The sequence below is a fragment of the Ruegeria sp. G2 genome, from assembly GCF_056533505.1.
Genome location: NZ_JBQFON010000006.1, coordinates 19910 through 40046 on the forward strand (window position 1 = coordinate 19910; position 20137 = coordinate 40046).

The window sequence follows — 20137 nt, forward strand, 5'->3', positions numbered from 1 at the left end:
AGAATGATTACAAGACACCTGCCGATCGTTAAGATCGTGCTGTTTATTGCGGTGTTGGGGCTTATTTCTGTTGCGGGAAATGCACAGAACAACGATCAGGATGCTCATCTGGCCATTGAAAACCCGGCTGATCTGTCCAAGGAAGATGCTCAGGCTCATTACAAATCTCTGTCCCGGCGCATGGAACGAGGCTATGCCGCAGCCCAGTTGGACGTGCTTTTGAACTATCAAGCCTGGCCGCTTTTCAACGATGCACCCTATATCTCGGCCACCCATGGGCAGCGCTATGTCAACAGCTACGCCAATCGCATGGCGCATAATTACGGAACCTTGCAGGAAGGTGAGGTTTTGCCTGTGGGCTCGGTTCTGGCCAAAGACAGCATGACCGTCACCGATGAGGGTAACGTGCATCCGGGTGCCTTGTTCGTGATGGAAAAACTACCGGCGGGTACCAACCCTGAGACAGCAGATTGGCGATACATCATGGTGATGCCGGATGGTTCGCTGTTTGGCGACACGATGGGCTTTCGCGCGTCCGAGGTCGATTACTGCCATGTCTGCCACGAGGCGGTTGCTGACAGGGATTATACGTTTTACGTGCCTGAAGAGTATCGCGTCGAGAACTGAACTTCAGCTTGCTGGTAAGGTCAGTTCGGTGGCCTCGCGGCGGCTAAGTTGCTCACCCTGCTTGCGTTTGGACAGAACCTCGCGTGCACGCGCGAATTTCTCATCCTGCCAGAAGATCAAACAGCCGTTGCAGCCTTTGCCGCAACACCCTTCGGTTCCGATGCGATTGGTTTTGAAGCGGCGTTCGTTGCCGTCTTCTCCGATTTTTTCAATCAATTCATCGCGGCGGCGCGCATAAGCTTTGGCGTTGTCACGACCCGTGGTCTCCAGCCCTTGCACCAGCTTGTCGAACCGAATGCGGCTCCAGTGTTCGTCCGTCAGGGCGCGTTCCTTGCGCAGAACCGAGTAGACAGGGAAACGCGCGCGTAAATCTTCGATATCCTCGTGATCGAACAGAGTGAATGGCAGGCGGATAATTGTCTTGGTGCTCCCATGCACCACGTTTAGTCTCGCGCCATCTTGGGCGCGTTCAAAGTCATAGACCCGCAACAGAACCGTCTCGCGTGAAATCGGAGAGACGAAGTCTAACACATCCCCCGGTTCCAGCTTGTTTTTCACCTCAACCAGAAAGGCATCCTGAGTCACATCTGTGACGATCCCCGCATATTCCCACTGCGCGATAGAAGCAGTGTGCTCGTAGTCATGTGCGTAGTTTGTCAGTCGGCCTTCGTGGAAGGCCAGCGTGTAGCCTCGGTTCCCGACGGTTTCGAGTTCACGCATGTAAGGTTTCGGGTCCCAGTTCTCGGGGTCGGCGTGATAGTCGTCAATGGCCATACGATAGGCCCGTGCAACGATGGCGGCGTAGTATTCTGACTTACCGCGCCCTTCGACCTTAAGGCTGTCGACGCCGATCTTCAGGTATTCATCCAGTTTTGGCATGATGCACAGATCGCGCGAGTTCAGGATATAAGACCCCCGATCATCTTCTTCGATGGGCATCAGTTCACCGGGGCGGCAGCCCTCTTCCAGCAGGAATTCAAACATATCGGCGTTTTCGTCGGTAATGCGCAGCTCCTGATGCGTACCGTCTTTCAGACGCAGTTTCAGACCATAGTTCCAACGGCAAGAATTGGCACAGTTGCCTTGATTCGCCCCGCGTTCGGCCATGAAGTTAGATAGCAGGCAGCGGCCCGAATAGGTCATGCACATGGCGCCGTGGACGAATGCCTCAAGCTTGATGTCGGGGCATTTCTCGCGAATCTCGACCAGTTCGGGGTATGAGACTTCGCGCGCCAGGACTACAAGCTCGGCCCCCTGATCCTGCCAGAACTTCACCGACAACCAAGAACAGATATTGGCCTGGGTTGAGATATGCAGCGGCAATTCAGGCGCCCGTTCACGGACGTATTGGAACACGCCGGGATCAGCGATGATCAGCCCGTCGGGTTTCACCTTGCGGACGGTGTCGATGTATTCATCGAGCTTCGGGATGTCCTTATTGTGCGAGAACAAGTTCAGCGTCAGGTACGCGCGCCGGCCGTGGCTATGGCAGAACTCGACCCCCTCGATCACCTCTTCCAGCGAGAACTCGGATTTAGTCCGCAGCGACATATCCGGTGTGCCCAGATAGACCGCATCCGCGCCATACAGGATGGCGAGTTTTAACTTGCGTAGATTGCCCGCAGGCATCAGCAATTCGGATCTGGACTGGGTCATAGGGATACCGGGCTAAGGATCAAGGGCGTCTTCTACGCCAATACCCCTGTGCCCAAAACCCCGTTACCTGCGACTGAACCGCGCTGTGCCGATGACCTCGATCAGTTGTTTTCGAACAGGTTCCGGTTGGGCCTCGACCGCGTTCAGCACCTCGCGCAATTCGGCGCGCAGCCCATGCATCTGGTCGATCAGCGAGATCATCATCGACAGTGCGTCGGCCTCCATATCGTACTGGTCATGCAGCTCGCATGCCAGTTCCAGTCGGGCAACGTCAATGCGCTGATATCGCAGCCCTTGCTCCGATTGCTCGGGGATCACGATCTCAGCCGCCAGATATTCGGTTAGGCGATCCGAAGTCAGGCGGGCGATGGTTTCGATCAGTTCGGCTTCGGTCAATGTGCGGCTCATGACGGCATTCCTTTGCGCGGATCATAGCTGTGGGTTTCGCGCCATGTCTCCATGAATTGCTTCAAATCATCGTCTACCTTGTCCGGCATTGCGACGGTCAGTTCGATGAACTGATCACCCCTATCGGACGAGCCGCGCTTCTTGACCCCTTTGCCACGCAGGCGCAGGGTTTTGCCGCTGCTGGTCCCTGCAGGGACACTGACATTGACGCCCCCGTCGATGGTGGGCGCTTGGACCTTGCCGCCCAATACCGCCTCGTCAATGGTGATGGGCAACGTAATATGGATGTCATCGCCCTGACGGTCAAACACCGGATGATCCGCAACCGAGATGGTGACCAGCGCATCCCCGGGAGGGCCTTCACCATATCCCGGTGCCCCCTTGCCACGCAGGCGGATGGTTTGACCGGTCGTGATGCCCGCCGGTATCTTCACTTCAATCCGGTTCCCATCCGGTAGGGTCAGCTTTTGGCTGGCGCCGAATACGGCATCCAGAAAACTGATCTGCAGTGAGTAATTCAGGTTGTGCCCTGGCGCGTGGAACTCTTGTGTTCGTTGGCCATAACCACCCCGCCCGCGCATGAACTCGGCGAAGATGTCGGACATGTCGTCTTGCTCAGTCGAATACCCGCGATAGGGGTTGCCTGCAGCTTCGGCATAGTCCCGATAATATTGCTGCTGTGGACGTTCCTGACCGGACGCATCAATTTCGCCATTGTCATAGCGTTTGCGTGTTTCGGGATCTTTCAACAGGTCATAAGCGGCGGCGGCGGCTTTGAACTTGGCTTCGGCTTCCGCATCACCCGGCTTAAGGTCCGGGTGACACTCCTTCGCGATCTTCCGGTAGGCTTTCTTGATTTCGGCATCGCTGGCGTCTTTGGCGACACCAAGAACGGTATAGGGATCGTCGCTCATATTGCCTCTCGTCGATGTAGGTATGGTCTGGCCTTGATGAAGGTATTTTATCATGTGATTTCAACAGGTCAAAAATCCTTCGGGGTCGAATTACCTCGCAAATTCCGGTTGTCCTGCTAATATCTGCATGTTTCGAAGTGTTGATTGCCGGAGATCACCTTATGTCGCGCAGAATAAAATCCGCTCTCGCGTTACTAGTCGGGAATGCCATCGGGTTGTTGCTTGCTTCGCTGCTGCTGGCGGGCTTTGCAATCAAGCCGATCTCGTTCATCGTTGTAGTGATTGTCTTTACGCTGGTTCAAGTCGTAGCCGAACCGTTGATCCTGAAGCTGGGCGAGAAGAAGGCCCCGGCGCTGAAAGGTGGGATCGCACTGATTGTCACATTTGTGGGCTTGCTGGTGACCGATCTGATAACAGCGGGGCTAACAGTTGGAGGTATTTCCAACTTACTGGCAGCGACTTTGCTGGTATGGCTGGGCGCGTTGATCGCCAGCATCGTGCTGCCAATCTACGTGTTCACCGAGCTGCGTGAACCTAAGAAGAAATCATAACGCGTTCAGGCTGGCCTCGATCGCCCGCCACAGTTCTTCTACCGGCTCGCACCCGACAGACAAGCGGATAAAGGCAGGGTCGACCGCATCGCCCCAGCGGGCACGCCGCTCGGCTGAGCTGTGGACACCGCCGAAGGATGTGGCAGGGCGCAGCAGGGGGCAGGCGTTGATGAACTGTTCGGCTTTGGCCTCAGACTCCAGCGTGATTGTCAGCAGAAAACCGAACCGAGCGGTTTGGGCAGCCGCCAATGCGTGCGATGGATCACCGGGCAGGCCGGGATAGCGAATGTGTTTCACGGCCGGGTGCGATGCCAACCGTTCGGCCAGAACTTGCGCCGAGCTACACATGCGATCAAACCGCACATCCAGCGTTTCAAGGCCACGGTGCAACAACCACGCCTCGTGCGGCCCCGGTATCGCACCTGAAACGCGGCGCCATTCCTCTACCCGTTCCATGATTTGCGCATCGCGGCTGGCGACATGGCCCATCAGCAGGTCCGAATGCCCGCCCATCGCCTTCGTATCCGAACTCACCACCACATCGACGCCAAGGTCCAGTGGGCGTTGGCCCAATGGTGTCATGGTTGTGTTGTCGGCAATCGTGATGCCACCAGCCTCGCGCACGGGCCTGGCGATTGCTGGCAGATCAAGCATATCCAGACCGGGGTTCGATGGGCTTTCCAAGAACACGACATCAATTCCATCAAAGCCACCTTCGGCAAAGGCAGTAGTTGGGCGTTCGACGATTGAAACGCCTAGATTCGACAGGAACCGGTCGGCCAGAAGCCGGGTCACATAGTATCCGTCGGATGGGATCAGCAAACGAGACCCTGCTTTGACCGTGGCAAACAACGCAGCCGAAATCGCCCCCATGCCAGAAGGAAAGCTGAGGCAGGGTGCGTTTTCGAGATGCGACAGGACGTGCTCCAGGTGAACCCAAGTCGGGTTGTCGACCCGGCCATAACTGGCGTGACCGTCTGGATCACCCGGTAAATGAAACATGCTGCTTTGGGTCAATGGCAGGGCCACAGGCTCGCCCTTGTCCAACGCGTTTCCGCGCAGGTGGAGCATCTCGCCGGTCTTGGGTCTAGTCATAGTTCAGCGTCCCGGAATTTGGTCACGCGGGGGAGCGGGCTCCCAGTTCTCGATAATCTCGACCGCCTCTTGCGCGGTGTCGACAAAGCGGAACAGGTCCAGATCTTCATCCGAGATGGTGCCCGCGTCCGCCAGCGCTTCCCAGTTGATGACTTTCTCCCAGAACTCACGCCCGAACAGCAGGAAGGGAACGCGCTCCATCCGTCCTGTCTGGATTAGGGTCAAGGATTCGAACAGCTCGTCCATAGTGCCGAACCCGCCCGGGAAAATAGTGATGGCGCGGGCGCGCATCAGGAAGTGCATTTTGCGGATAGCAAAATAGTGGAAGTTGAAGCTGAGATCAGGCGTTACATACAGGTTCGGGGCCTGTTCGTGCGGCAGCACGATGTTCAGGCCGATCGAACAGCCACCCGCATCCAGTGCACCGCGATTACCCGCTTCCATTACCCCGGGTCCGCCGCCGGTGACGATCACATTCTCACGGCAGCCGGTCTGGTTCGATTTCTCTGTCATCAGGCGCGCAAACTCGCGCGCCTCATCGTAGTATTTTGACAGCCCGGCCAAGGTCTCAGTCCGCGCCGTGTGTTTCTGGGCTGGTTCCGGGATGCGCGCACCGCCAAACATGACAATGGTCGAGGTGATCTCACGCTCGGTCATGATCATCTCGGGTTTTAGCAACTCCAGTTGAAGGCGAACGGGGCGCAGCTCATCCCGGCACAGGAAATCATCATCAGCGAAGGCAAGTCGATAGGCCGATGACCGCGTCTGCGGCGTGTCCGGCACTTCGCTTGCGGTCGAGCGGTCGGTCTGTGCGTCGCGAAAGGGGCTGAGGCGATCTTCTCTCATAAACGGGGTTCCCTGCTTGCGTGTTTCCAAAACAGCTATAGGGTTCGCGGGAAGAGTGCCAGTCACGGAAAGACAAGAATGGATTGGAAAAGTGAAATATTGGCAGCGCGGGATCGCATTGCCGGACATGCACAAATCACACCTGTGATGCAGAGCAATGCGCTGGGTTATCCGGTCGAGTTGAAGCTGGAGCATATGCAACACACTGGCAGCTTCAAAGCGCGCGGCGCGTTCAACACTTTGCTCAGCATGGATGTTCCTTCGGCGGGCGTGGTGGCGGCATCGGGTGGCAACCATGGAGCGGCTGCGGCTTATGCGGCGCATGCGTTAGGTCATCCGGCGAAGATTTTTGTGCCCGAGCTTGCAGGACCGTCGAAGATTTCCCTGATCGAACGGATCGGAGCCGATCTGAGCGTGGTTCCGGGGGAATATGCCAACGCTTTGACCATGGCTCAGGCACATGAGGTTGAATCTGGTGCAATGCAAATCCACGCCTATGACGCGCCCGCAACTGTTGCCGGGCAAGGGACGTGTTTTGCTGAATGGGACGCGCAGGGTTTGCAGGCAGATACAGTTCTGGTTGCTGTCGGTGGCGGCGGCCTGATTGCTGGGGCGCTGGCTTGGTTTCAGGGTGCGCGCAAGGTTGTGGCTGTCGAGCCGGAAACCTCCTGCGCGCTGAATGCTGCCTTGGCTGAAGGTGAGCCGGTTGATGTTTCGGTCTCAGGCATTGCAGCGAATGCGTTAGGCGCACGTCGAATTGGCGATATCTGCTTCGGTCTGGCACAGGGGATGACTTCGGTTTTGGTTCCCGATGAGGCGATAGCGCAGGCCCAGCAGACATTGTGGCAAGCTCATCGAATTTTGGTGGAGCCAGCTGGGGCGGCAGCCATGGCTGCGCTGATCTCAGGTGCATATCAGCCCGAACCAGATGAGCGGGTTGCGGTTCTTATCTGCGGTGGGAATATTGCGCCGGACCCCCTGGCTGATTGAATTAACTGCTTGTGGAAACACGTTGTGAATTTTATCTATAATTTATGACTGCGACCATTGCCGACACGATATATCAAGCGCTGAGCCAGAAGATCATAACTGGAGACCTTGCCGCCGGTGAGAAGTTGCGTCAGGACCATATCGCGCGCGACTTTGAAACCAGCCATGTGCCGGTGCGCGAAGCGCTGCTGCGGCTTGAGGCACATGGATTGGCCAAAAGCGAGCCGCGAAAGGGCATGCGTGTCACTGCCTTGGACCCCGCCGAAGTGCGTGAGGTGATCGAAATGCGTGTCGCGCTTGAATCTCTGGCATTGCAGCATTCAGCGCAAAACATGACCCCAACCGCACTGAAAGTAGCTGATCGGGCGCGAAAAGACTGCGATGAGGCTGACAGTATGCCGCAATGGGAAGCGCGGAACAGAATCTTTCACCGAGCTATCCTGACGCCATGCGGCCTACCTCGCCTGTTGCATGCGATTGATGATCTGCATATTGCCAGCGCGCGGCATCTGTTCGCGCACTGGCGACCAAAATGGATGCAGCGGATCGATACGGATCACGCGGCCATAATTCAGGCGTTAAAAAGCAAAGATGTGTCAGCGGCGACATCGATTCTGGTGCGCCATATTCGCCGCGCAAATTGAATTCTTTCAGGCAGTTAAGTGCTATTTTTCACCGCTGAAGATTTCACTTGATTTTTAATAGATAAAAATGATGATCATGAGTCAACTGGTAAATAATTATCTATAAAAGGAAGTACAATGAAAACCATGCTGCGATCCGCCTTGCCGACTACCGGTGCGCTCAGCCCGGCGGGACAGATCATCCGTGTCGTGATGGGCATCCTTCTGCTGACAGCCAGCGCAAAAGTCCAAGTGCCATTTTGGCCGGTGCCGATGACCCTGCAGGTCGCTGCCGTCATGGCGATTTCTGCAGCTTTCGGGATGCGCCTCGGATCCGCAACTGTGATTGGCTACATGGTGGCTGGAGCCGTCGGTCTGCCGGTTTTTGCCGGGACACCCGAAAAAGGCATCGGACTGGCCTATATGATGGGCGGCACTGGTGGCTATCTGCTGGGCTTCGTTTTTGCCTCGGCCATCGTCGGATGGGTGGCGGATAATCTGCGCAAGCTGTTTTTGGTCCCGGCCATGTTAGCTGGACTTGTAGCGATATACGCTCTGGGTCTGGGGTGGCTGGCCCAGTTTGTACCTGCGGACAAAGTGCTGGTTTACGGTTTCAGCCCGTTTATCGTAGGTGATCTCGTAAAGATCGCGTTGGCGGCCGTTATCGTGATTGGCCTGCCAACGGGTTTGATGCAGAAAATCCGCGGGTCGCAAGCGGATGCTTGATACAGGACAGGACATCCGCAGCAACTGGACCGTGGATGAGGTGGAGGCGCTACTGCGCCTCCCGTTGCTGGATCTGGTTGGCCGTGCAAATACCATCCATCGGACGTATCATGACCCGGAAGACATTCAGAAGGCCAGCCTGCTATCGATCAAAACCGGCAGCTGCCCGGAAGACTGTGCCTATTGCCCTCAATCCGCGCATCACCGCGAGGTTGAACTGACCAAGGAAAAACTGATGGACCCCGGGCATGTGGTCTCGCTAGCTAAACGGGCCAGGGATGCCGGGGCCGAGCGGTTCTGCATGGGTGCCGCGTGGCGCCAAGTGCGGGATGGGGAAGAATTCGACAATGTTCTGGAAATGGTTCGGGGCGTTCGCAATTTGGGGATGGAAGCTTGCGTGACACTGGGTATGTTGAAGCCGCATCAGGCCCAACGGCTCGCCGACGCGGGACTAACCGCCTACAATCACAACCTTGACACCTCGCCGGAATTCTATGGTGAGATCATCGGGACGCGCACCTATCAGGATCGGTTGGAAACACTCAGCTATTGCCGTGACGAAGGTATCGATCTGTGTTGTGGAGGTATCATCGGCATGGGTGAAAGTCTGCGGGATCGTGCTTCACTATTGCAGGTTCTAGCGAGTTTTGACCCACATCCCGAAAGCGTTCCGATCAATGCTCTGATCCCGATTAAGGGTACTCCGCTGGAGCATCGAGAGAAGGTGAGCATCTTCGATCTGGTGCGCATGGTTGCGACCGCACGTATCACCATGCCAGCAACCCGCGTACGCCTGTCGGCGGGCCGGTCTGACTTTTCGACCGCAGAGCAGGCATTGTGTTTTCTCGCTGGCGCAAACTCGGTTTTCTACGGAGATGTTTTGCTGACCGCACCCAATGCTGGAACACAAAATGACAGGAACATGTTTACACTTCTTGGCGCAATAGCAGAAGATTGACGCATGTAGGGTTGCTTGCGTCGCATTGCGCCATGGTTCCACCTTGCGTATAGGCCACATCAACGTGAACAGATTCTCTAGGGAGACGCCTATGTCAAACGCGCAACTGGAAGCCGCCATCGAAGCCGCCTGGGACATGCGTGATACGATCACACCGGCCACGACGGGCGAGCAGCGTGAGGCCATCGAGGATACTCTGAATGCGTTGGACAGCGGTTCATTGCGCGTTGCCGAAAAGCAGGCAGATGGCAACTGGCACGTAAACCAGTGGGCTAAGAAGGCCGTTCTTCTGGGGTTCCGCATCAAGGATATGGAGATCCAAAATGGCGGCCCGCAAGCCGGTGGCTGGTGGGACAAGGTCGACAGCAAGTTCGCCGGTTGGGATGAGAACCAGTGGCGCGCTGCAGGTTTCCGGGCGGTGCCCAACTGCGTCGTGCGCAAGTCAGCCTATATTGCACCCGGTGCGGTGTTGATGCCGTCATTTGTGAACCTGGGTGCTTATGTGGACGAAGGCACCATGGTCGATACCTGGGCAACGGTCGGTTCTTGCGCACAGATCGGAAAGAATGTGCACCTGTCGGGCGGTGTTGGCATCGGCGGAGTGCTGGAGCCAATGCAGGCTGGTCCCACCATCATCGAAGATAGCTGCTTTATCGGTGCCCGTTCCGAGGTTGTTGAAGGCTGTATTGTCCGCGAAGGCTCGGTTCTGGGCATGGGCGTATTCATTGGAAAGTCGACCAAGATTGTCGATCGCGAAACCGGTGAGGTTATGTATGGCGAGGTCCCGCCCTATTCGGTGGTCGTCGCGGGTTCGATGCCGTCAAAAAACAATGTCAGCCTGTATTGCGCGGTCATCGTGAAACGCGTTGATGAAAAGACGCGCTCGAAAACCGGGATCAACGATCTGCTGCGCGACTGATCCTGAGCTGTTTATTTAAGATTTGGCCGCAGAGCAGATGTTGCGGCCAAATCTATTATTGCTTGGGTATCAACCCCAGCACTGTCTGTTGAAAGAAATCTATTGCGGCCTCGCCGCCAGCGCCTTTGGCGAGAGCGCCCACTTCGAAGCGCGGAGATTGCATGGATTTTTGCATCTTTTCGCAAACCCAGACATCTTCGGTTTGGAAATCGCCCGTTTCCAGCGGGTGTTTGGTCCAGTGCGAGGATTTGATCAGCCCTGTTTCGGCATCGTACCCAGGAATGTCAGCCGCGCGGTGCGTGTAAGTAAACCAGCCCTTCGGAGACCAGTTCCGCACCCTTAATCGCATCCTGTTTGCGCTTATGGGTTCCATCGTTGAAATCGAGAATCCCCAGGGATTGGGCGTTAGGATCGTGGTTGGGAACAGCATGTAGACCCCGCCATACCCCGGGGTTTCAGCATTTTTAACGGTTTTCAAACCTGAACCTTTGGCGGAGTTTTCAACGAATTGCGGAATCCTGTGTTTCACACCTTCGCGCTCGGTCGACCACCAAATCATATTTTGACCAAACACCTCCCACAGGTTTTTGTCATGGGTCGGCCCTCCCAGCGTGTCTTTGTGCAGATAGGCAAGATGATAGCCATCAATTGCGTTCTCGAAGAAGACCTTCCAATTGCACTCGATTTCATAAACCACGTTGTCGGGATTTTCCTGCAGCTCGGTCGAGTTCAGATCATGCGGCCAGGAAATCTGATCCAGCCCGCTCAGCCAGTTGTCAAAATCCGCATCCGGGTCAGGATTAACGAAAACAAGATTGCGAAATACGCCCACAGCCGCCCCAAAAAGAGCATTGGATTTCTTGTCGAGATCAGGAAAGCACTCACGCTGGGCAGGAACTCCGCGCAAAGCACCGTCCAGATTATAGACCCAGTTGTGATAGGGGCAGACAATGGTTTTGCCTGCATTGCCGCATCCTTCCAGAAGTTCTGTACCACGATGGCGGCAAAGATTGTGAAACCCGCGTAACTCACCATCGGCGCCTTTGATGACAATTACGGAATTTGCTCCGGCTTTGATCGTGCGAAAATCTCCGGGTTCAGGAAAATCCATTGTCACACCGGCAAAGGTCCAGCAGCGGCTGAAGATATGTGCTTGTTCAACCTGAAACCAATCCTCTGAAACATAGGCTTCTCGCGGTAGTCGGTTTTTCGGTTTGTCGGGTAGCGATGCCGGGGCTTGCATGTCACTTCCTTAGATTGTCAAAAATGATAATTGTCATTATTGACAATAAAGCGATTTGTCCAGTATCCAATTTCAAGATTTCGACCGAAGGATAAGGCGGGCAGATGAAACCTGGAAAAAGCCTAAGGCATCACAAATGGATGACTATCGCGGCTGTGCTGGTGCTGCTGGCATCAACACTGGCGGGGGTATATGCGATCTGGGGTGTGGTTTTTGTGTACTGGGGAGTTCTGGCAATTCGATCAGGGCAGGCCTTTCTTGTTGAAGCTATTGAGCGCAGAGAGAACCCGGTTTTGTTCTGGGTGCTAACGGCGATGTGGTTCGGCTTCGGAGTACTTTACATCCTGACGGACATTTTCCCCACTCAGACCGCCTGAATGATTAACTCATGCCCAGAACCAGTTTGAAAGATGTCCGTACGAAGGAAATACTGAGCGCATTTACCAGATGTGTCGCACGGTATGGATTGGATGGCTCAACACTCGCCCGTATCTCCGAAGAAGCGGGGATCGCGCGGCCTCTGCTTCGTCACTACCTTGGCAATCGCGAAGAAATGATCCAGCGCCTGCTGGACCATGTCCTGAGTGATTTTGCTATGCGGACCAAAACCTTTTTCGATATGTTGCCAGCAACAGGGCGCATTGATGCTTTGATCGAAGCGTTGTTTGGACGCGTTGATTATTCTTCTGAAAGCGCCGCCGTTTTTGCGGCTTTGGTAGCGGCCTCGGAGCGACACAAAGAAATTCGCCAACCCCTGTTGCGCTTCGTATACGAGTTTGAAGATCGTATCGCTGCTGAGATCAGTGCTGAGAATACAAGCGCTGATCCGAATCTTGTGGATGTCGCGGCTGCAGGGATCACAGCGATTTACTTCAATACAGATGCGGTAATGCCCTTGGTTCCAAAGGAAGGTTGGCGCGACAGGCAGCGGGCAGCCGCATTGGTTTTGCTGGAAGCGGCCTGCCAGAGCGGTCGGACCTGAGTTGACCCACACTCTGGCTCAGCGTATTGCGGGCCTTATGCAGAAGCAAAAGAAACCCTCGCGTCAGCAAGTCTATACTCTTCTGGTTCAGATTGGCCGGAAGGATGGAGATGGTTTGCCAAAAGACGCAACCGGAGCCGCGCTGATGTGCTTTGCCAGCGGTGTGGATGAGGCAGAAGCCGTGCGTGAAACGGTGGCGATTTTAAAACAGGCCGATACCGCTCCACTGGATGTCACCGGTTACGGCACGCTTGCCGAGCGAGAAGCGCAGGGGCACGATATCGATCCGGATGAGCGGGCATTGATGCAGCGGGCGCTGGACGAAAACGCCGTCATAGTTGCACAGATGACGCCATTCTTTGGAGACGAGAGCCCGGCTTAGTTCCGCGCTCCGAACCATTTGCGGTAGATTTCATCATAGGTACCGTCTTCGCGAAGAGAGAGAAGCGCCTGGTTGACGTCTTCAACCAAAGGCGATCCGGTTGGGAAGGCGATGCCATAATTTTCGCGTAGGAAAATCCCGCCGGTCATACTTGCCGTTCTTCGACCCTCATGACTGGCGTAATAGGACAGAATTGGCGCATCGAATACGACTGCATCCAGATCCTTGTCTTTGAACGCAGCCAGCATGTCCTGAAGGTCGGCATAGCCCGTGAACTCGATCTCGCGGCGGTTCAGAAAGTTGGCTGCTGTTGAATCAGAGATGGTTCCGACTTGCTTGCCATAGAGGTCATTAACCGAATTCACGCTGCCGGTGATCGCATCTACAGTCATCACCGATGTGATCCGGGCGGTAAACACCGATACGATGAACAGCGAGGAAACCACCAGCACAACCCCCAGAATGCGCCCAAAAGGCGTGCGGGGCATCCGCTCTTCAAATCCGCCATTAACCACGAGGTTGAGCGCCCACCAGAAGGAAGGGAACCAAGCCTCATTCAGTTTCCGGTCAAAATAGGGCTGCGCGCGTTTCTCGAAACTCCACATCAGCATGCCGCCCCCCAGAAGAATGGCAAAGGCCAGACCAATTGCGATGAACAGCTCGCGCGACAGCAGGGCGTGCAGTAAAGACGGTTGGCGCGCTGCCTCGGACGGAACCATGATCTGTAGCCCGGCTTCAAAGATGGGCTGGGTGAAATCCATTCGGGTTTCACGCATGGCGGTGATTGAAATATTCGCAATGGCCAGATCGGCTGACCCGTCTTGAACGGCCCCCAGCATTTCGCCAAAGCTCTCGACCCGGTTGATCGAATACTCCCAGCCCAGCGACTCAGATAACGCCGCCAGCAGGTCCATCGAGAAACCGGTCTGGACCCCGTCCTCGACAAACGAGAACGGAGGGCGGGTCACAGTTGTAACCGTGAGGGTCTGAGCCTGGCTTTGCTGCGCGAGAGTCGCGAAAGTCAGGCAGATCAATGCGAAGAAGACGCGCTTCATTTGGAATCACCTGTTTCGCGGCCCTCTAACCTAGTTCAGGGCAGCGCGGCAAGGCAGCCGCAGGGTCAAGGCTCACGTTTTGTTGGGGTGCTAAAATCGAAGTCTTTGGATTTTGGATTGGAAATCTGACTATTCGGGGTTGGCAAGCCGGGCAATTCGTTGAATCTGTGCACGAACACCGGCATCCATCAGAACAAGAGGCCCGTTATGACCGATCCAGTTGAGCTGACCGCAAATCTGATCCGTTGCCCTTCGGTCACACCCGAAGAGGGCGGCGCGCTGGTTTTATTGCAACGTGAACTTGCGGATGCAGGTTTTGAATGCACCCGTGTGGATCGCGGAGGCGTCAGCAACCTATTTGCGCGTTGGGGCAAGAAAGGACACGCTCGCAGCTTTGGCTTCAACGGCCACACGGATGTTGTTCCGGTGGGTGATGAGGCCGCTTGGACTGCGCCCCCGTTCGGAGCAGAAATTCGTGATGGAGTGATGTATGGCCGTGGTGCGACGGACATGAAATCGGGCGTGGCGGCCTTTGCCGCAGCAGCCATTGATTTTGTGCGCAATACGCCTCCGGATGGTGCGGTGATCCTGACAATTACAGGGGATGAGGAGGGTGACGCACTGGATGGCACCGTCGCTCTACTGGATCACATGGATGCGACGGATGAGCGGATGTCGGTCTGTCTAGTAGGGGAACCAACCTGTCCGAATAAGATGGGTGAAATGATGAAGATCGGTCGGCGCGGCTCAATGTCAGCTTGGTTTATCGTGACCGGGGTGCAGGGGCATTCTGCTTATCCGCACCGGGCGAATAACCCATTGCCAGCAATGGCGCGGTTGATGGATCGGCTGGCCAGTCGCGAGCTGGATCAGGGGACCGACCACTTTGATGCCTCAACATTGGCCGTGGTGACGATCGATACGGGCAATCCAGCGACGAACGTCATCCCGGCGCAATGCTCTGGAACAGTGAACATTCGGTTCAATGACCTGCACTCGGGCGTCAGCCTGAGCGACTGGTTGAAATCCGAGGCTGAATCAGTTGCCAAGGCGTTTGGAGTTGAAATCGAAACCAAGATCAAAATCTCAGGTGAGAGCTTTCTGACTCCTCCGGGTCGGCTTTCGGATCTGGTAGCGCGCGCCGTTGAGGCAGAAACCAATATCTGCCCCGAGCTTTCAACCACTGGCGGCACATCGGATGCCCGGTTCATCAAGAACCATTGCCCAGTGGTCGAATTCGGGCTGGTCGGGCGCACGATGCATCAGGTTGATGAGTGCGTTGAGGTGGCACAAATTCATCAGCTCAAGGCAATATACGCGCGTATTCTGTCGGATTATTTCGCCTGATTGATGCAAAAGACTTTGGTCATCATGGTGAAAGAGCCACGTCCGGGGCGGGTGAAGACTCGTCTGGGACGCGATATTGGCATGGTCGGTGCGGCTTGGTGGTTTCGACATCAAACGCGGTCACTTGTCCGACGCCTGCGCGATCCGCGCTGGCAGATTGTTCTGGCGGTTTCTCCGGATCGGGAGGGGATGAACAGCCGTGTCTGGCCAGTCGATCTGCCGCGTAAGCCGCAAGGGCGCGGAAATCTCGGTGATCGTATGGGGCGGATGCTGCGCGGTGCCCCCGATGGGCCAGTATGTTTGATCGGTGCAGATATTCCGGGGATTACACGCGGACACATCGCGCGGGCCTTCGGCGCATTGGGCCGGGCTGAAATCGTGTTCGGGCCAGCCCCTGACGGGGGCTATTGGTTGGTCGGTGCGCAGCGTTATAGCGCGTTGCCGTCAGGGATGTTCAACAACGTGCGCTGGTCGACTGAGAACGCTTTGGCCGACACGCTGGCTTCGGTAAATGGACGTCGAGTGACGTTGCTGGATCACCTTCGCGATGTGGATACCGTGGCCGATCTGCACGGCTGACCCGACAGGCCGCTTTTTGGTCATGACGCGGTCGCATGCCCGTGCTAGGCCAAACTCATGACACGCATTCCGACCAAGCAAGAGGTCCTCGACTGGATCTCGGCGAACCCTACCCTGACCTCGAAACGTGATATCGCCAAGGCCTTTGGCATCAAGGGCGCAGATCGGATCGACCTGAAGCGCATCCTGAAAGAGCTTGAGGCCGAAGGGCATCTGGAAAAGCGCAAGCGTAGCTATCGTGATCCGGATCGTTTGCCGCCGGTCAGCGTGTTGCAGGTCAAGGCTCCGAACGCGGATGGCGACCTGTTTGCGCGTCCGTTGGAATGGCACGGTGAGGGAGTCGAGCCCATCATTCTGCTCATCACCCGCGCCAGCGATCCGGCATTGGGCGAGGGTGACCGCATTCTGGCCCGCCTGACCGTCGTGCACGAGGAAGACCACAATTACGAGGCACGCCTGATCCGCCGTATCGGCACCAACCCGCGCAAGATCGTGGGTATCTTCCGCAAAGGGGCCGAGGGTGGCCGGATCGTACCTATCGACAAGGCTGGTTCCACCGAATGGCTGGTCGAGGACGGGGCCGTTCTGGGCGCTAAGGACGGGGAGTTGGTCGAGGCCGAGCAGGCCGGACCCAAGAACCGCATGGGCCTGCCACGCGCGCGCATTGTTGAACGGCTTGGCGATCCGACCGCGCCCAAGGCTGTCTCATTGATCGCCATCCACCAACATGGCATTCCTGACGATTTCCCGGACAAGGTGATTGAAGAAGCCGACAAGTCCAAACCTGTTGGCCTGAAAGGGCGCGAAGACCTGCGGGATATGCCCTTGCTGACCATCGATCCTGCGGATGCACGGGACCATGACGACGCCTGTTATGCGCACGCAGACGATGACCCAAAGAATAAAGGTGGCCATGTGATTTGGGTCGCCATCGCCGATGTGGCCGCCTATGTGACACCCGGTACGGCGCTGGATCGCGAGGCGCGCAAGCGGGGCAATTCCAGTTACTTCCCCGACCGCGTAGTGCCGATGCTGCCGGATCGCCTGTCCGGTAATCTGTGTTCCCTGCACGAAGGCGTGCCGCGCGCCTGTATCGCGGTTCGGATGCAGATTGATGCCGAGGGTAGTAAGATCGGCCACCGCTTTGTAAGGGGTCTGATGCGTTCAGCCGCTTCGCTGAACTATACCGAGGTGCAGGAAGCGATCGATGGCAACCCGAACGACCGCACCGGGCCGTTGCTGGAAACCGTTCTGAAACCGCTCTATGCCGCCTATGCCGCATTGAAAAAAGCGCGGGCGGAGCGCCAGCCGCTGGAACTGGACTTGCCTGAACGCAAGATCGTTCTGAGCGACGCGGGCGAGGTCACAAGCGTTGCGTTCCGTGACCGGCTGGATGCGCATAAGCTGATAGAGGAATTCATGATCCTCGCCAATGTCGCTGCCGCCGAGACCCTGATCGCCAAACGCCGCCCGCTGTTGTTCCGCGTCCACGAAGAGCCCGCACCTGAGAAGCTGGAAAGCCTGAGAGAGACGGCGCAAGCAGCAGGTTTGAATCTGGCCAAAGGGCAGGTGTTGCAGACCCGCCACCTGAACGCGCTGCTGAATGCTGCCGCGGATACCGAAGATGCCGAGCTGATCAACCTAACCACTTTACGGTCAATGGCACAGGCCTATTACAACCCTGAAAACTTTGGACATTTCGGACTGGCTCTGCGGAATTATGCACATTTCACCTCACCCATCCGCCGCTATGCGGACCTGATCGTGCACCGCGCGCTGATCACGGCCCATGGCTGGGGCAAGGACGGGCTGACCGAGGAGGAAATCGCGCGGTTGGAGGAAACAGCCACGCATATCTCGGATACCGAGCGCCGATCCATGATGGCCGAGCGCGATACGACTGATCGTTATCTGGCGGCCTATCTCAGCGAGCGGGTCGGCAATGAGTTCACCGGCCGTATCAGCGGCATCGCGCGTTTCGGGGCCTTCGTGAAGATGGACGAGACCGGAGCGGACGGTTTGGTGCCCGTGCGCTCGCTAGGGCGTGAGTTCTTTCATTTTGACCGTGAAGCCGGGACGCTGATGGGTTCGGATACCGGCCTGATTATTGCCATTGGTCAGCGTGTCACCGTGCGGCTGACCGAGGCAACGCCTGTAACCGGCGGATTGGAATTGGAACTGCTCTCTATCGATGATCAAGCCCTGCCACGAGGACGCGGTCCAACCAAACGCGGGTCGCGGCGCAAGGCGGTCAGCACCAAGCGCAAGAAGGACAAAATCAAGCGCAAGGTCGAACGCAAACGCCGTCAGAGATGATAGGTTAACGCGCGCGCAATCAGCCAGCCGTGGCGTGTGGGGTCGATCTGATCGGGCGCATCGAATAGGATGGCGCGATTGCCATCGATGTGATCCTCATTGGGAAAAGCAGAAGTAAAATCCCCCATCAGTCTGCTCTGGCAGTGCACGAACAACGCAAACCGAGCGGCTTTGTGTCCGCCCAGTCGGATCGTTGATCCCTTGGGTGCCAAATAGGCTGGCTGCCCCCACCGCAACGCCTCTTCCAGCGGCTGAGCCTGCGCTAGCGAGGCCGCAGTTTCGAAAATCAACTCGCGCAGCATAAGTGCTCCTGCGCGAGTTTCTTCTGGCATCGCCCCGTAAGCTGCGGCGACTTTTGCATCCTCAAAGGGTGTCATGACAATGGGATCGCCTGTTCCATTCGATCGATATAGCTGTTGAGCAGTTTATCCTGTTTGATCCGGCGGGTCAGGGGGGTGTCGGACGGTGTCGCGCGCATCGCCGCCAGCATTGGACCGACGCTCATGTCCGCCGAGGTTGGTTCCTCTCCCATCAGGTAGGGCGATTGCCAAAGATAGGTTGAGATAGCTTCAAGGTCGCGCTCTAGCCGGTCCTGTCGTTCTGCGGGTGAGAATCGGGAAACACCCTGAAAGGCCAACCCTTTGACAACGGATTTACGGATCGAGTTCGAGACCGGCTTGCGGATCAGTGCTGGAATGACTGTGAAGAACGTATCGCGCAGGATTGGCCAGACCTCATCATTGGCCCAACGATCCTGGACGACATGGAAGTAAAGATGTTCCTCGGCCATGCGGATTAGAGTACGGGATTGGGCTTTTTGCAGGCCATTCAAACCGGCATCGAAATCTGCACCCTGAGACTCGAGCCACTCGCGGATCAAGTCGCTGTCGGGGATCAGGCGCTCGGGTGTGCGCAGAACCGGCAGTTTCTGATGCGGCATCTTGCGGGGGTCCAAAAGGTCGGACCGCCGCCAGCGCTGTCCTGCCCGTTGAAGCATCAGGGCGGTTTTCACACAGAACGGGCTGGCACTGAACAGGCCGAACGCAGAGGGGAAAGTAAGAAGGGTCAGCATCATCAGCTCCATAATTGGGATGTCCGAGGGATACGCCTGACTAATGACAGTTTCTGACATTAGGTTTAGGTTAGTGTGCAGTATGTCTCGTACCGCTCGCCTGTTTCAGTTGATGCAAGCCCTGCGTTCTGGCCCATCACCCAGAACGTCGGTCCAGCTGGCACAGGATTTGGGCGTTTCACCGCGTACAATACATCGGGACATCGATGCTTTGCGTGCTCTGGGGGCCGTAATAGACGGCGAGGCCGGGTTTGGGTTTACCCTGATCGAAGATGCAACTTTGCCACCACTGGGTTTTACCAATGACGAGCTTGAAGCATTGGTATTAGGTCTACGAGAGGTGCAGTTGATCGGTGATCCGGCGCTGTCTGATGCGGCAAGCGAGGCCTTGCGAAAGCTGCAGGGCCGGTTGCCGCAGCGCCAATCCCACCGACTAAGTCATGCTGTTCTGACTGCCACGCGGTTTGACAGGCCAGCGGTGCCAACAATTGATGTTGCAGTCCTGCGCCAAGCAGCATGGGACGAACGCGCGGTTGAGTTTGCCTATACCGATGCCAAGGGCGTGGGAACGCGGCGTCGGGTCAATCCACTGAGTATCGTCTACATGGATCGCGCCAGTGTTCTGCTCAGCTGGTGTCACTTGCGCGAGGACTTTCGCGTTTTCCGGCTGGACCGTATGCAAGACATGGACGTGTCCGACGAAAGCTTCCGCCCCAAGCGCGTGTCGTTACTGCGAGAGGCGATTGCCCGTATTCGTGCTGAACGCGAGGCACAGGAACAGGAAAGCTAATTTTCTACATTTTGAAAAATACCGATTGTGCGCTATCATTGAACCTGAGCAGTAATCA

Annotated in this window: 23 protein-coding genes; 14 read left to right on the forward strand and 9 right to left on the reverse strand. The window is 56.5% G+C overall.

All coding sequences use genetic code 11. The features are described from left to right. Positions 1-3 precede the first annotated feature (3 nt). Complete coding sequence (locus tag ACR0DU_RS12175; protein WP_170476410.1) at positions 4-627, forward strand: cytochrome P460 family protein; 624 nt, start codon at positions 4-6, stop codon at positions 625-627. Positions 628-630: 3 nt separating this feature from the next. On the opposite strand, the gene ACR0DU_RS12180 is transcribed toward ACR0DU_RS12175, so the two are convergent. From ACR0DU_RS12180 to ACR0DU_RS12190, 3 genes are all read right to left on the reverse strand, one after another. After that, positions 631-2283 carry a U32 family peptidase gene (locus ACR0DU_RS12180; protein WP_480874893.1) on the reverse strand — a complete coding sequence of 551 codons (1653 nt, stop codon included), beginning with the start codon at positions 2281-2283 and terminating at the stop codon, positions 631-633. Between the two features lie 63 nt (positions 2284-2346). After that, positions 2347-2691, reverse strand: coding sequence for a hypothetical protein (locus tag ACR0DU_RS12185; RefSeq protein WP_010440680.1), 345 nt, complete (start codon positions 2689-2691; stop codon positions 2347-2349). Next, positions 2688-3605, reverse strand: coding sequence for a DnaJ C-terminal domain-containing protein (locus tag ACR0DU_RS12190; protein ID WP_480874896.1), 918 nt, complete (start codon positions 3603-3605; stop codon positions 2688-2690). Before ACR0DU_RS12190 ends, ACR0DU_RS12185 begins: the two co-directional genes overlap by 4 nt. 161 nt (positions 3606-3766) lie before the next feature. Here ACR0DU_RS12190 and ACR0DU_RS12195 point away from each other — a divergent pair, with 161 nt between their 5' ends. Then, entirely contained in the window at positions 3767-4156 is a 390-nt protein-coding gene (locus tag ACR0DU_RS12195) for a hypothetical protein (RefSeq protein ID WP_010440684.1), read from the forward strand. On the opposite strand, the gene ACR0DU_RS12200 is transcribed toward ACR0DU_RS12195, so the two are convergent. Next, positions 4151-5251, reverse strand: a complete 1101-nt coding sequence (locus ACR0DU_RS12200) for a cystathionine gamma-lyase (protein ID WP_480874898.1) — start codon at positions 5249-5251, stop codon at positions 4151-4153. The two genes, ACR0DU_RS12195 and ACR0DU_RS12200, sit on opposite strands and share 6 nt — an antisense overlap. 3 nt (positions 5252-5254) lie before the next feature. After that, on the reverse strand, positions 5255-6097 hold the full coding sequence (locus tag ACR0DU_RS12205; RefSeq protein ID WP_319545471.1) for an LOG family protein: 843 nt from the start codon (positions 6095-6097) through the stop codon (positions 5255-5257). Positions 6098-6175: 78 nt separating this feature from the next. On the opposite strand from ACR0DU_RS12205, the gene ACR0DU_RS12210 reads away from it, so the two are divergent. From ACR0DU_RS12210 to dapD, 5 genes are all read left to right on the forward strand, one after another. Continuing rightward, entirely contained in the window at positions 6176-7087 is a 912-nt protein-coding gene (locus ACR0DU_RS12210; RefSeq protein ID WP_480716148.1) for a threonine/serine dehydratase, read from the forward strand. A 44-nt stretch (positions 7088-7131) separates the two neighbouring features. After that, positions 7132-7731 (forward strand): GntR family transcriptional regulator, encoded by a 600-nt coding sequence (locus ACR0DU_RS12215; protein WP_010440692.1) that lies wholly within the window; start codon positions 7132-7134, stop codon positions 7729-7731. Positions 7732-7848: 117 nt separating this feature from the next. Then, positions 7849-8436, forward strand: a complete 588-nt coding sequence (locus tag ACR0DU_RS12220) for a biotin transporter BioY (RefSeq protein WP_319545469.1) — start codon at positions 7849-7851, stop codon at positions 8434-8436. Continuing rightward, positions 8429-9394: a biotin synthase BioB gene (bioB, locus tag ACR0DU_RS12225; protein ID WP_480874901.1), complete on the forward strand. Its 966-nt coding sequence runs from the start codon at positions 8429-8431 to the stop codon at positions 9392-9394. The genes ACR0DU_RS12220 and bioB overlap by 8 nt, the downstream gene beginning before the upstream one ends. Positions 9395-9485: 91 nt before the next feature. Beyond that, positions 9486-10313: a 2,3,4,5-tetrahydropyridine-2,6-dicarboxylate N-succinyltransferase gene (gene dapD, locus ACR0DU_RS12230; protein WP_480874902.1), complete on the forward strand. Its 828-nt coding sequence runs from the start codon at positions 9486-9488 to the stop codon at positions 10311-10313. 55 nt (positions 10314-10368) lie between these two features. On the opposite strand, the gene ACR0DU_RS12235 is transcribed toward dapD, so the two are convergent. Next, positions 10369-11556 carry an aromatic ring-hydroxylating oxygenase subunit alpha gene (locus tag ACR0DU_RS12235; RefSeq protein WP_480874904.1) on the reverse strand — a complete coding sequence of 396 codons (1188 nt, stop codon included), beginning with the start codon at positions 11554-11556 and terminating at the stop codon, positions 10369-10371. A gap of 104 nt (positions 11557-11660) precedes the next feature. On the opposite strand from ACR0DU_RS12235, the gene ACR0DU_RS12240 reads away from it, so the two are divergent. The 3 genes from ACR0DU_RS12240 to ACR0DU_RS12250 are packed head-to-tail and all read left to right on the forward strand — an operon-like array spanning position 11661 to position 12920. Then, the gene (locus ACR0DU_RS12240; protein ID WP_480874906.1) at positions 11661-11933 is read left to right on the forward strand and encodes a hypothetical protein; all 273 of its coding nucleotides are present in this window, start codon (positions 11661-11663) and stop codon (positions 11931-11933) included. Between the two features lie 11 nt (positions 11934-11944). Next, entirely contained in the window at positions 11945-12538 is a 594-nt protein-coding gene (locus ACR0DU_RS12245) for a TetR/AcrR family transcriptional regulator (protein ID WP_480874909.1), read from the forward strand. Between the two features lie 37 nt (positions 12539-12575). Continuing rightward, on the forward strand, positions 12576-12920 hold the full coding sequence (locus tag ACR0DU_RS12250; RefSeq protein WP_010440705.1) for a hypothetical protein: 345 nt from the start codon (positions 12576-12578) through the stop codon (positions 12918-12920). On the opposite strand, the gene ACR0DU_RS12255 is transcribed toward ACR0DU_RS12250, so the two are convergent. Beyond that, entirely contained in the window at positions 12917-13975 is a 1059-nt protein-coding gene (locus ACR0DU_RS12255) for a transporter substrate-binding domain-containing protein (protein WP_010440707.1), read from the reverse strand. The two genes, ACR0DU_RS12250 and ACR0DU_RS12255, sit on opposite strands and share 4 nt — an antisense overlap. Before the next feature lie 207 nt (positions 13976-14182). On the opposite strand from ACR0DU_RS12255, the gene dapE reads away from it, so the two are divergent. The 3 genes from dapE to rnr are packed head-to-tail and all read left to right on the forward strand — an operon-like array spanning position 14183 to position 18217. After that, the gene (gene dapE / locus ACR0DU_RS12260; RefSeq protein ID WP_480874911.1) at positions 14183-15322 is read left to right on the forward strand and encodes a succinyl-diaminopimelate desuccinylase; all 1140 of its coding nucleotides are present in this window, start codon (positions 14183-14185) and stop codon (positions 15320-15322) included. A 3-nt stretch (positions 15323-15325) separates the two neighbouring features. Then, a complete protein-coding gene (locus ACR0DU_RS12265; RefSeq protein ID WP_480874913.1) occupies positions 15326-15901 on the forward strand; it encodes a TIGR04282 family arsenosugar biosynthesis glycosyltransferase in 576 nt (191 codons plus the stop codon). Between the two features lie 57 nt (positions 15902-15958). Further along, positions 15959-18217 carry a ribonuclease R gene (rnr, locus tag ACR0DU_RS12270; RefSeq protein WP_480874916.1) on the forward strand — a complete coding sequence of 753 codons (2259 nt, stop codon included), beginning with the start codon at positions 15959-15961 and terminating at the stop codon, positions 18215-18217. Here rnr and ACR0DU_RS12275 read toward each other — a convergent pair. Both ACR0DU_RS12275 and ACR0DU_RS12280 read right to left on the reverse strand, forming a co-directional pair. Then, positions 18208-18594 (reverse strand): DUF1801 domain-containing protein, encoded by a 387-nt coding sequence (locus ACR0DU_RS12275; protein WP_480716157.1) that lies wholly within the window; start codon positions 18592-18594, stop codon positions 18208-18210. The two genes, rnr and ACR0DU_RS12275, sit on opposite strands and share 10 nt — an antisense overlap. Beyond that, complete coding sequence (locus ACR0DU_RS12280; protein WP_480874919.1) at positions 18591-19349, reverse strand: glutathione S-transferase family protein; 759 nt, start codon at positions 19347-19349, stop codon at positions 18591-18593. Before ACR0DU_RS12280 ends, ACR0DU_RS12275 begins: the two co-directional genes overlap by 4 nt. A gap of 22 nt (positions 19350-19371) precedes the next feature. Between ACR0DU_RS12280 and ACR0DU_RS12285 the strand changes: the two genes are divergently transcribed. Beyond that, positions 19372-20079: a helix-turn-helix transcriptional regulator gene (locus ACR0DU_RS12285; protein ID WP_170703623.1), complete on the forward strand. Its 708-nt coding sequence runs from the start codon at positions 19372-19374 to the stop codon at positions 20077-20079. Positions 20080-20137: the final 58 nt, after the last annotated feature.

Bases quoted from the DNA above. Each gene is read 5' to 3' on its own strand.
- ACR0DU_RS12175 (WP_170476410.1), top strand. From the start codon at position 4: ATGATTACAAGACACCTGCCGATCGTTAAGATCGTGCTGTTTATTGCG.
- ACR0DU_RS12180 (WP_480874893.1), bottom strand. From the start codon at position 2,283: ATGACCCAGTCCAGATCCGAATTGCTGATGCCTGCGGGCAATCTACGC.
- ACR0DU_RS12185 (WP_010440680.1), bottom strand. From the start codon at position 2,691: ATGAGCCGCACATTGACCGAAGCCGAACTGATCGAAACCATCGCCCGC.
- ACR0DU_RS12190 (WP_480874896.1), bottom strand. From the start codon at position 3,605: ATGAGCGACGATCCCTATACCGTTCTTGGTGTCGCCAAAGACGCCAGC.
- ACR0DU_RS12195 (WP_010440684.1), top strand. From the start codon at position 3,767: ATGTCGCGCAGAATAAAATCCGCTCTCGCGTTACTAGTCGGGAATGCC.
- ACR0DU_RS12200 (WP_480874898.1), bottom strand. From the start codon at position 5,251: ATGACTAGACCCAAGACCGGCGAGATGCTCCACCTGCGCGGAAACGCG.
- ACR0DU_RS12205 (WP_319545471.1), bottom strand. From the start codon at position 6,097: ATGAGAGAAGATCGCCTCAGCCCCTTTCGCGACGCACAGACCGACCGC.
- ACR0DU_RS12210 (WP_480716148.1), top strand. From the start codon at position 6,176: ATGGATTGGAAAAGTGAAATATTGGCAGCGCGGGATCGCATTGCCGGA.
- ACR0DU_RS12215 (WP_010440692.1), top strand. From the start codon at position 7,132: ATGACTGCGACCATTGCCGACACGATATATCAAGCGCTGAGCCAGAAG.
- ACR0DU_RS12220 (WP_319545469.1), top strand. From the start codon at position 7,849: ATGAAAACCATGCTGCGATCCGCCTTGCCGACTACCGGTGCGCTCAGC.
- bioB (WP_480874901.1), top strand. From the start codon at position 8,429: ATGCTTGATACAGGACAGGACATCCGCAGCAACTGGACCGTGGATGAG.
- dapD (WP_480874902.1), top strand. From the start codon at position 9,486: ATGTCAAACGCGCAACTGGAAGCCGCCATCGAAGCCGCCTGGGACATG.
- ACR0DU_RS12235 (WP_480874904.1), bottom strand. From the start codon at position 11,556: ATGCAAGCCCCGGCATCGCTACCCGACAAACCGAAAAACCGACTACCG.
- ACR0DU_RS12240 (WP_480874906.1), top strand. From the start codon at position 11,661: ATGAAACCTGGAAAAAGCCTAAGGCATCACAAATGGATGACTATCGCG.
- ACR0DU_RS12245 (WP_480874909.1), top strand. From the start codon at position 11,945: ATGCCCAGAACCAGTTTGAAAGATGTCCGTACGAAGGAAATACTGAGC.
- ACR0DU_RS12250 (WP_010440705.1), top strand. From the start codon at position 12,576: ATGCAGAAGCAAAAGAAACCCTCGCGTCAGCAAGTCTATACTCTTCTG.
- ACR0DU_RS12255 (WP_010440707.1), bottom strand. From the start codon at position 13,975: ATGAAGCGCGTCTTCTTCGCATTGATCTGCCTGACTTTCGCGACTCTC.
- dapE (WP_480874911.1), top strand. From the start codon at position 14,183: ATGACCGATCCAGTTGAGCTGACCGCAAATCTGATCCGTTGCCCTTCG.
- ACR0DU_RS12265 (WP_480874913.1), top strand. From the start codon at position 15,326: ATGCAAAAGACTTTGGTCATCATGGTGAAAGAGCCACGTCCGGGGCGG.
- rnr (WP_480874916.1), top strand. From the start codon at position 15,959: ATGACACGCATTCCGACCAAGCAAGAGGTCCTCGACTGGATCTCGGCG.
- ACR0DU_RS12275 (WP_480716157.1), bottom strand. From the start codon at position 18,594: ATGACACCCTTTGAGGATGCAAAAGTCGCCGCAGCTTACGGGGCGATG.
- ACR0DU_RS12280 (WP_480874919.1), bottom strand. From the start codon at position 19,349: ATGTCAGAAACTGTCATTAGTCAGGCGTATCCCTCGGACATCCCAATT.
- ACR0DU_RS12285 (WP_170703623.1), top strand. From the start codon at position 19,372: ATGTCTCGTACCGCTCGCCTGTTTCAGTTGATGCAAGCCCTGCGTTCT.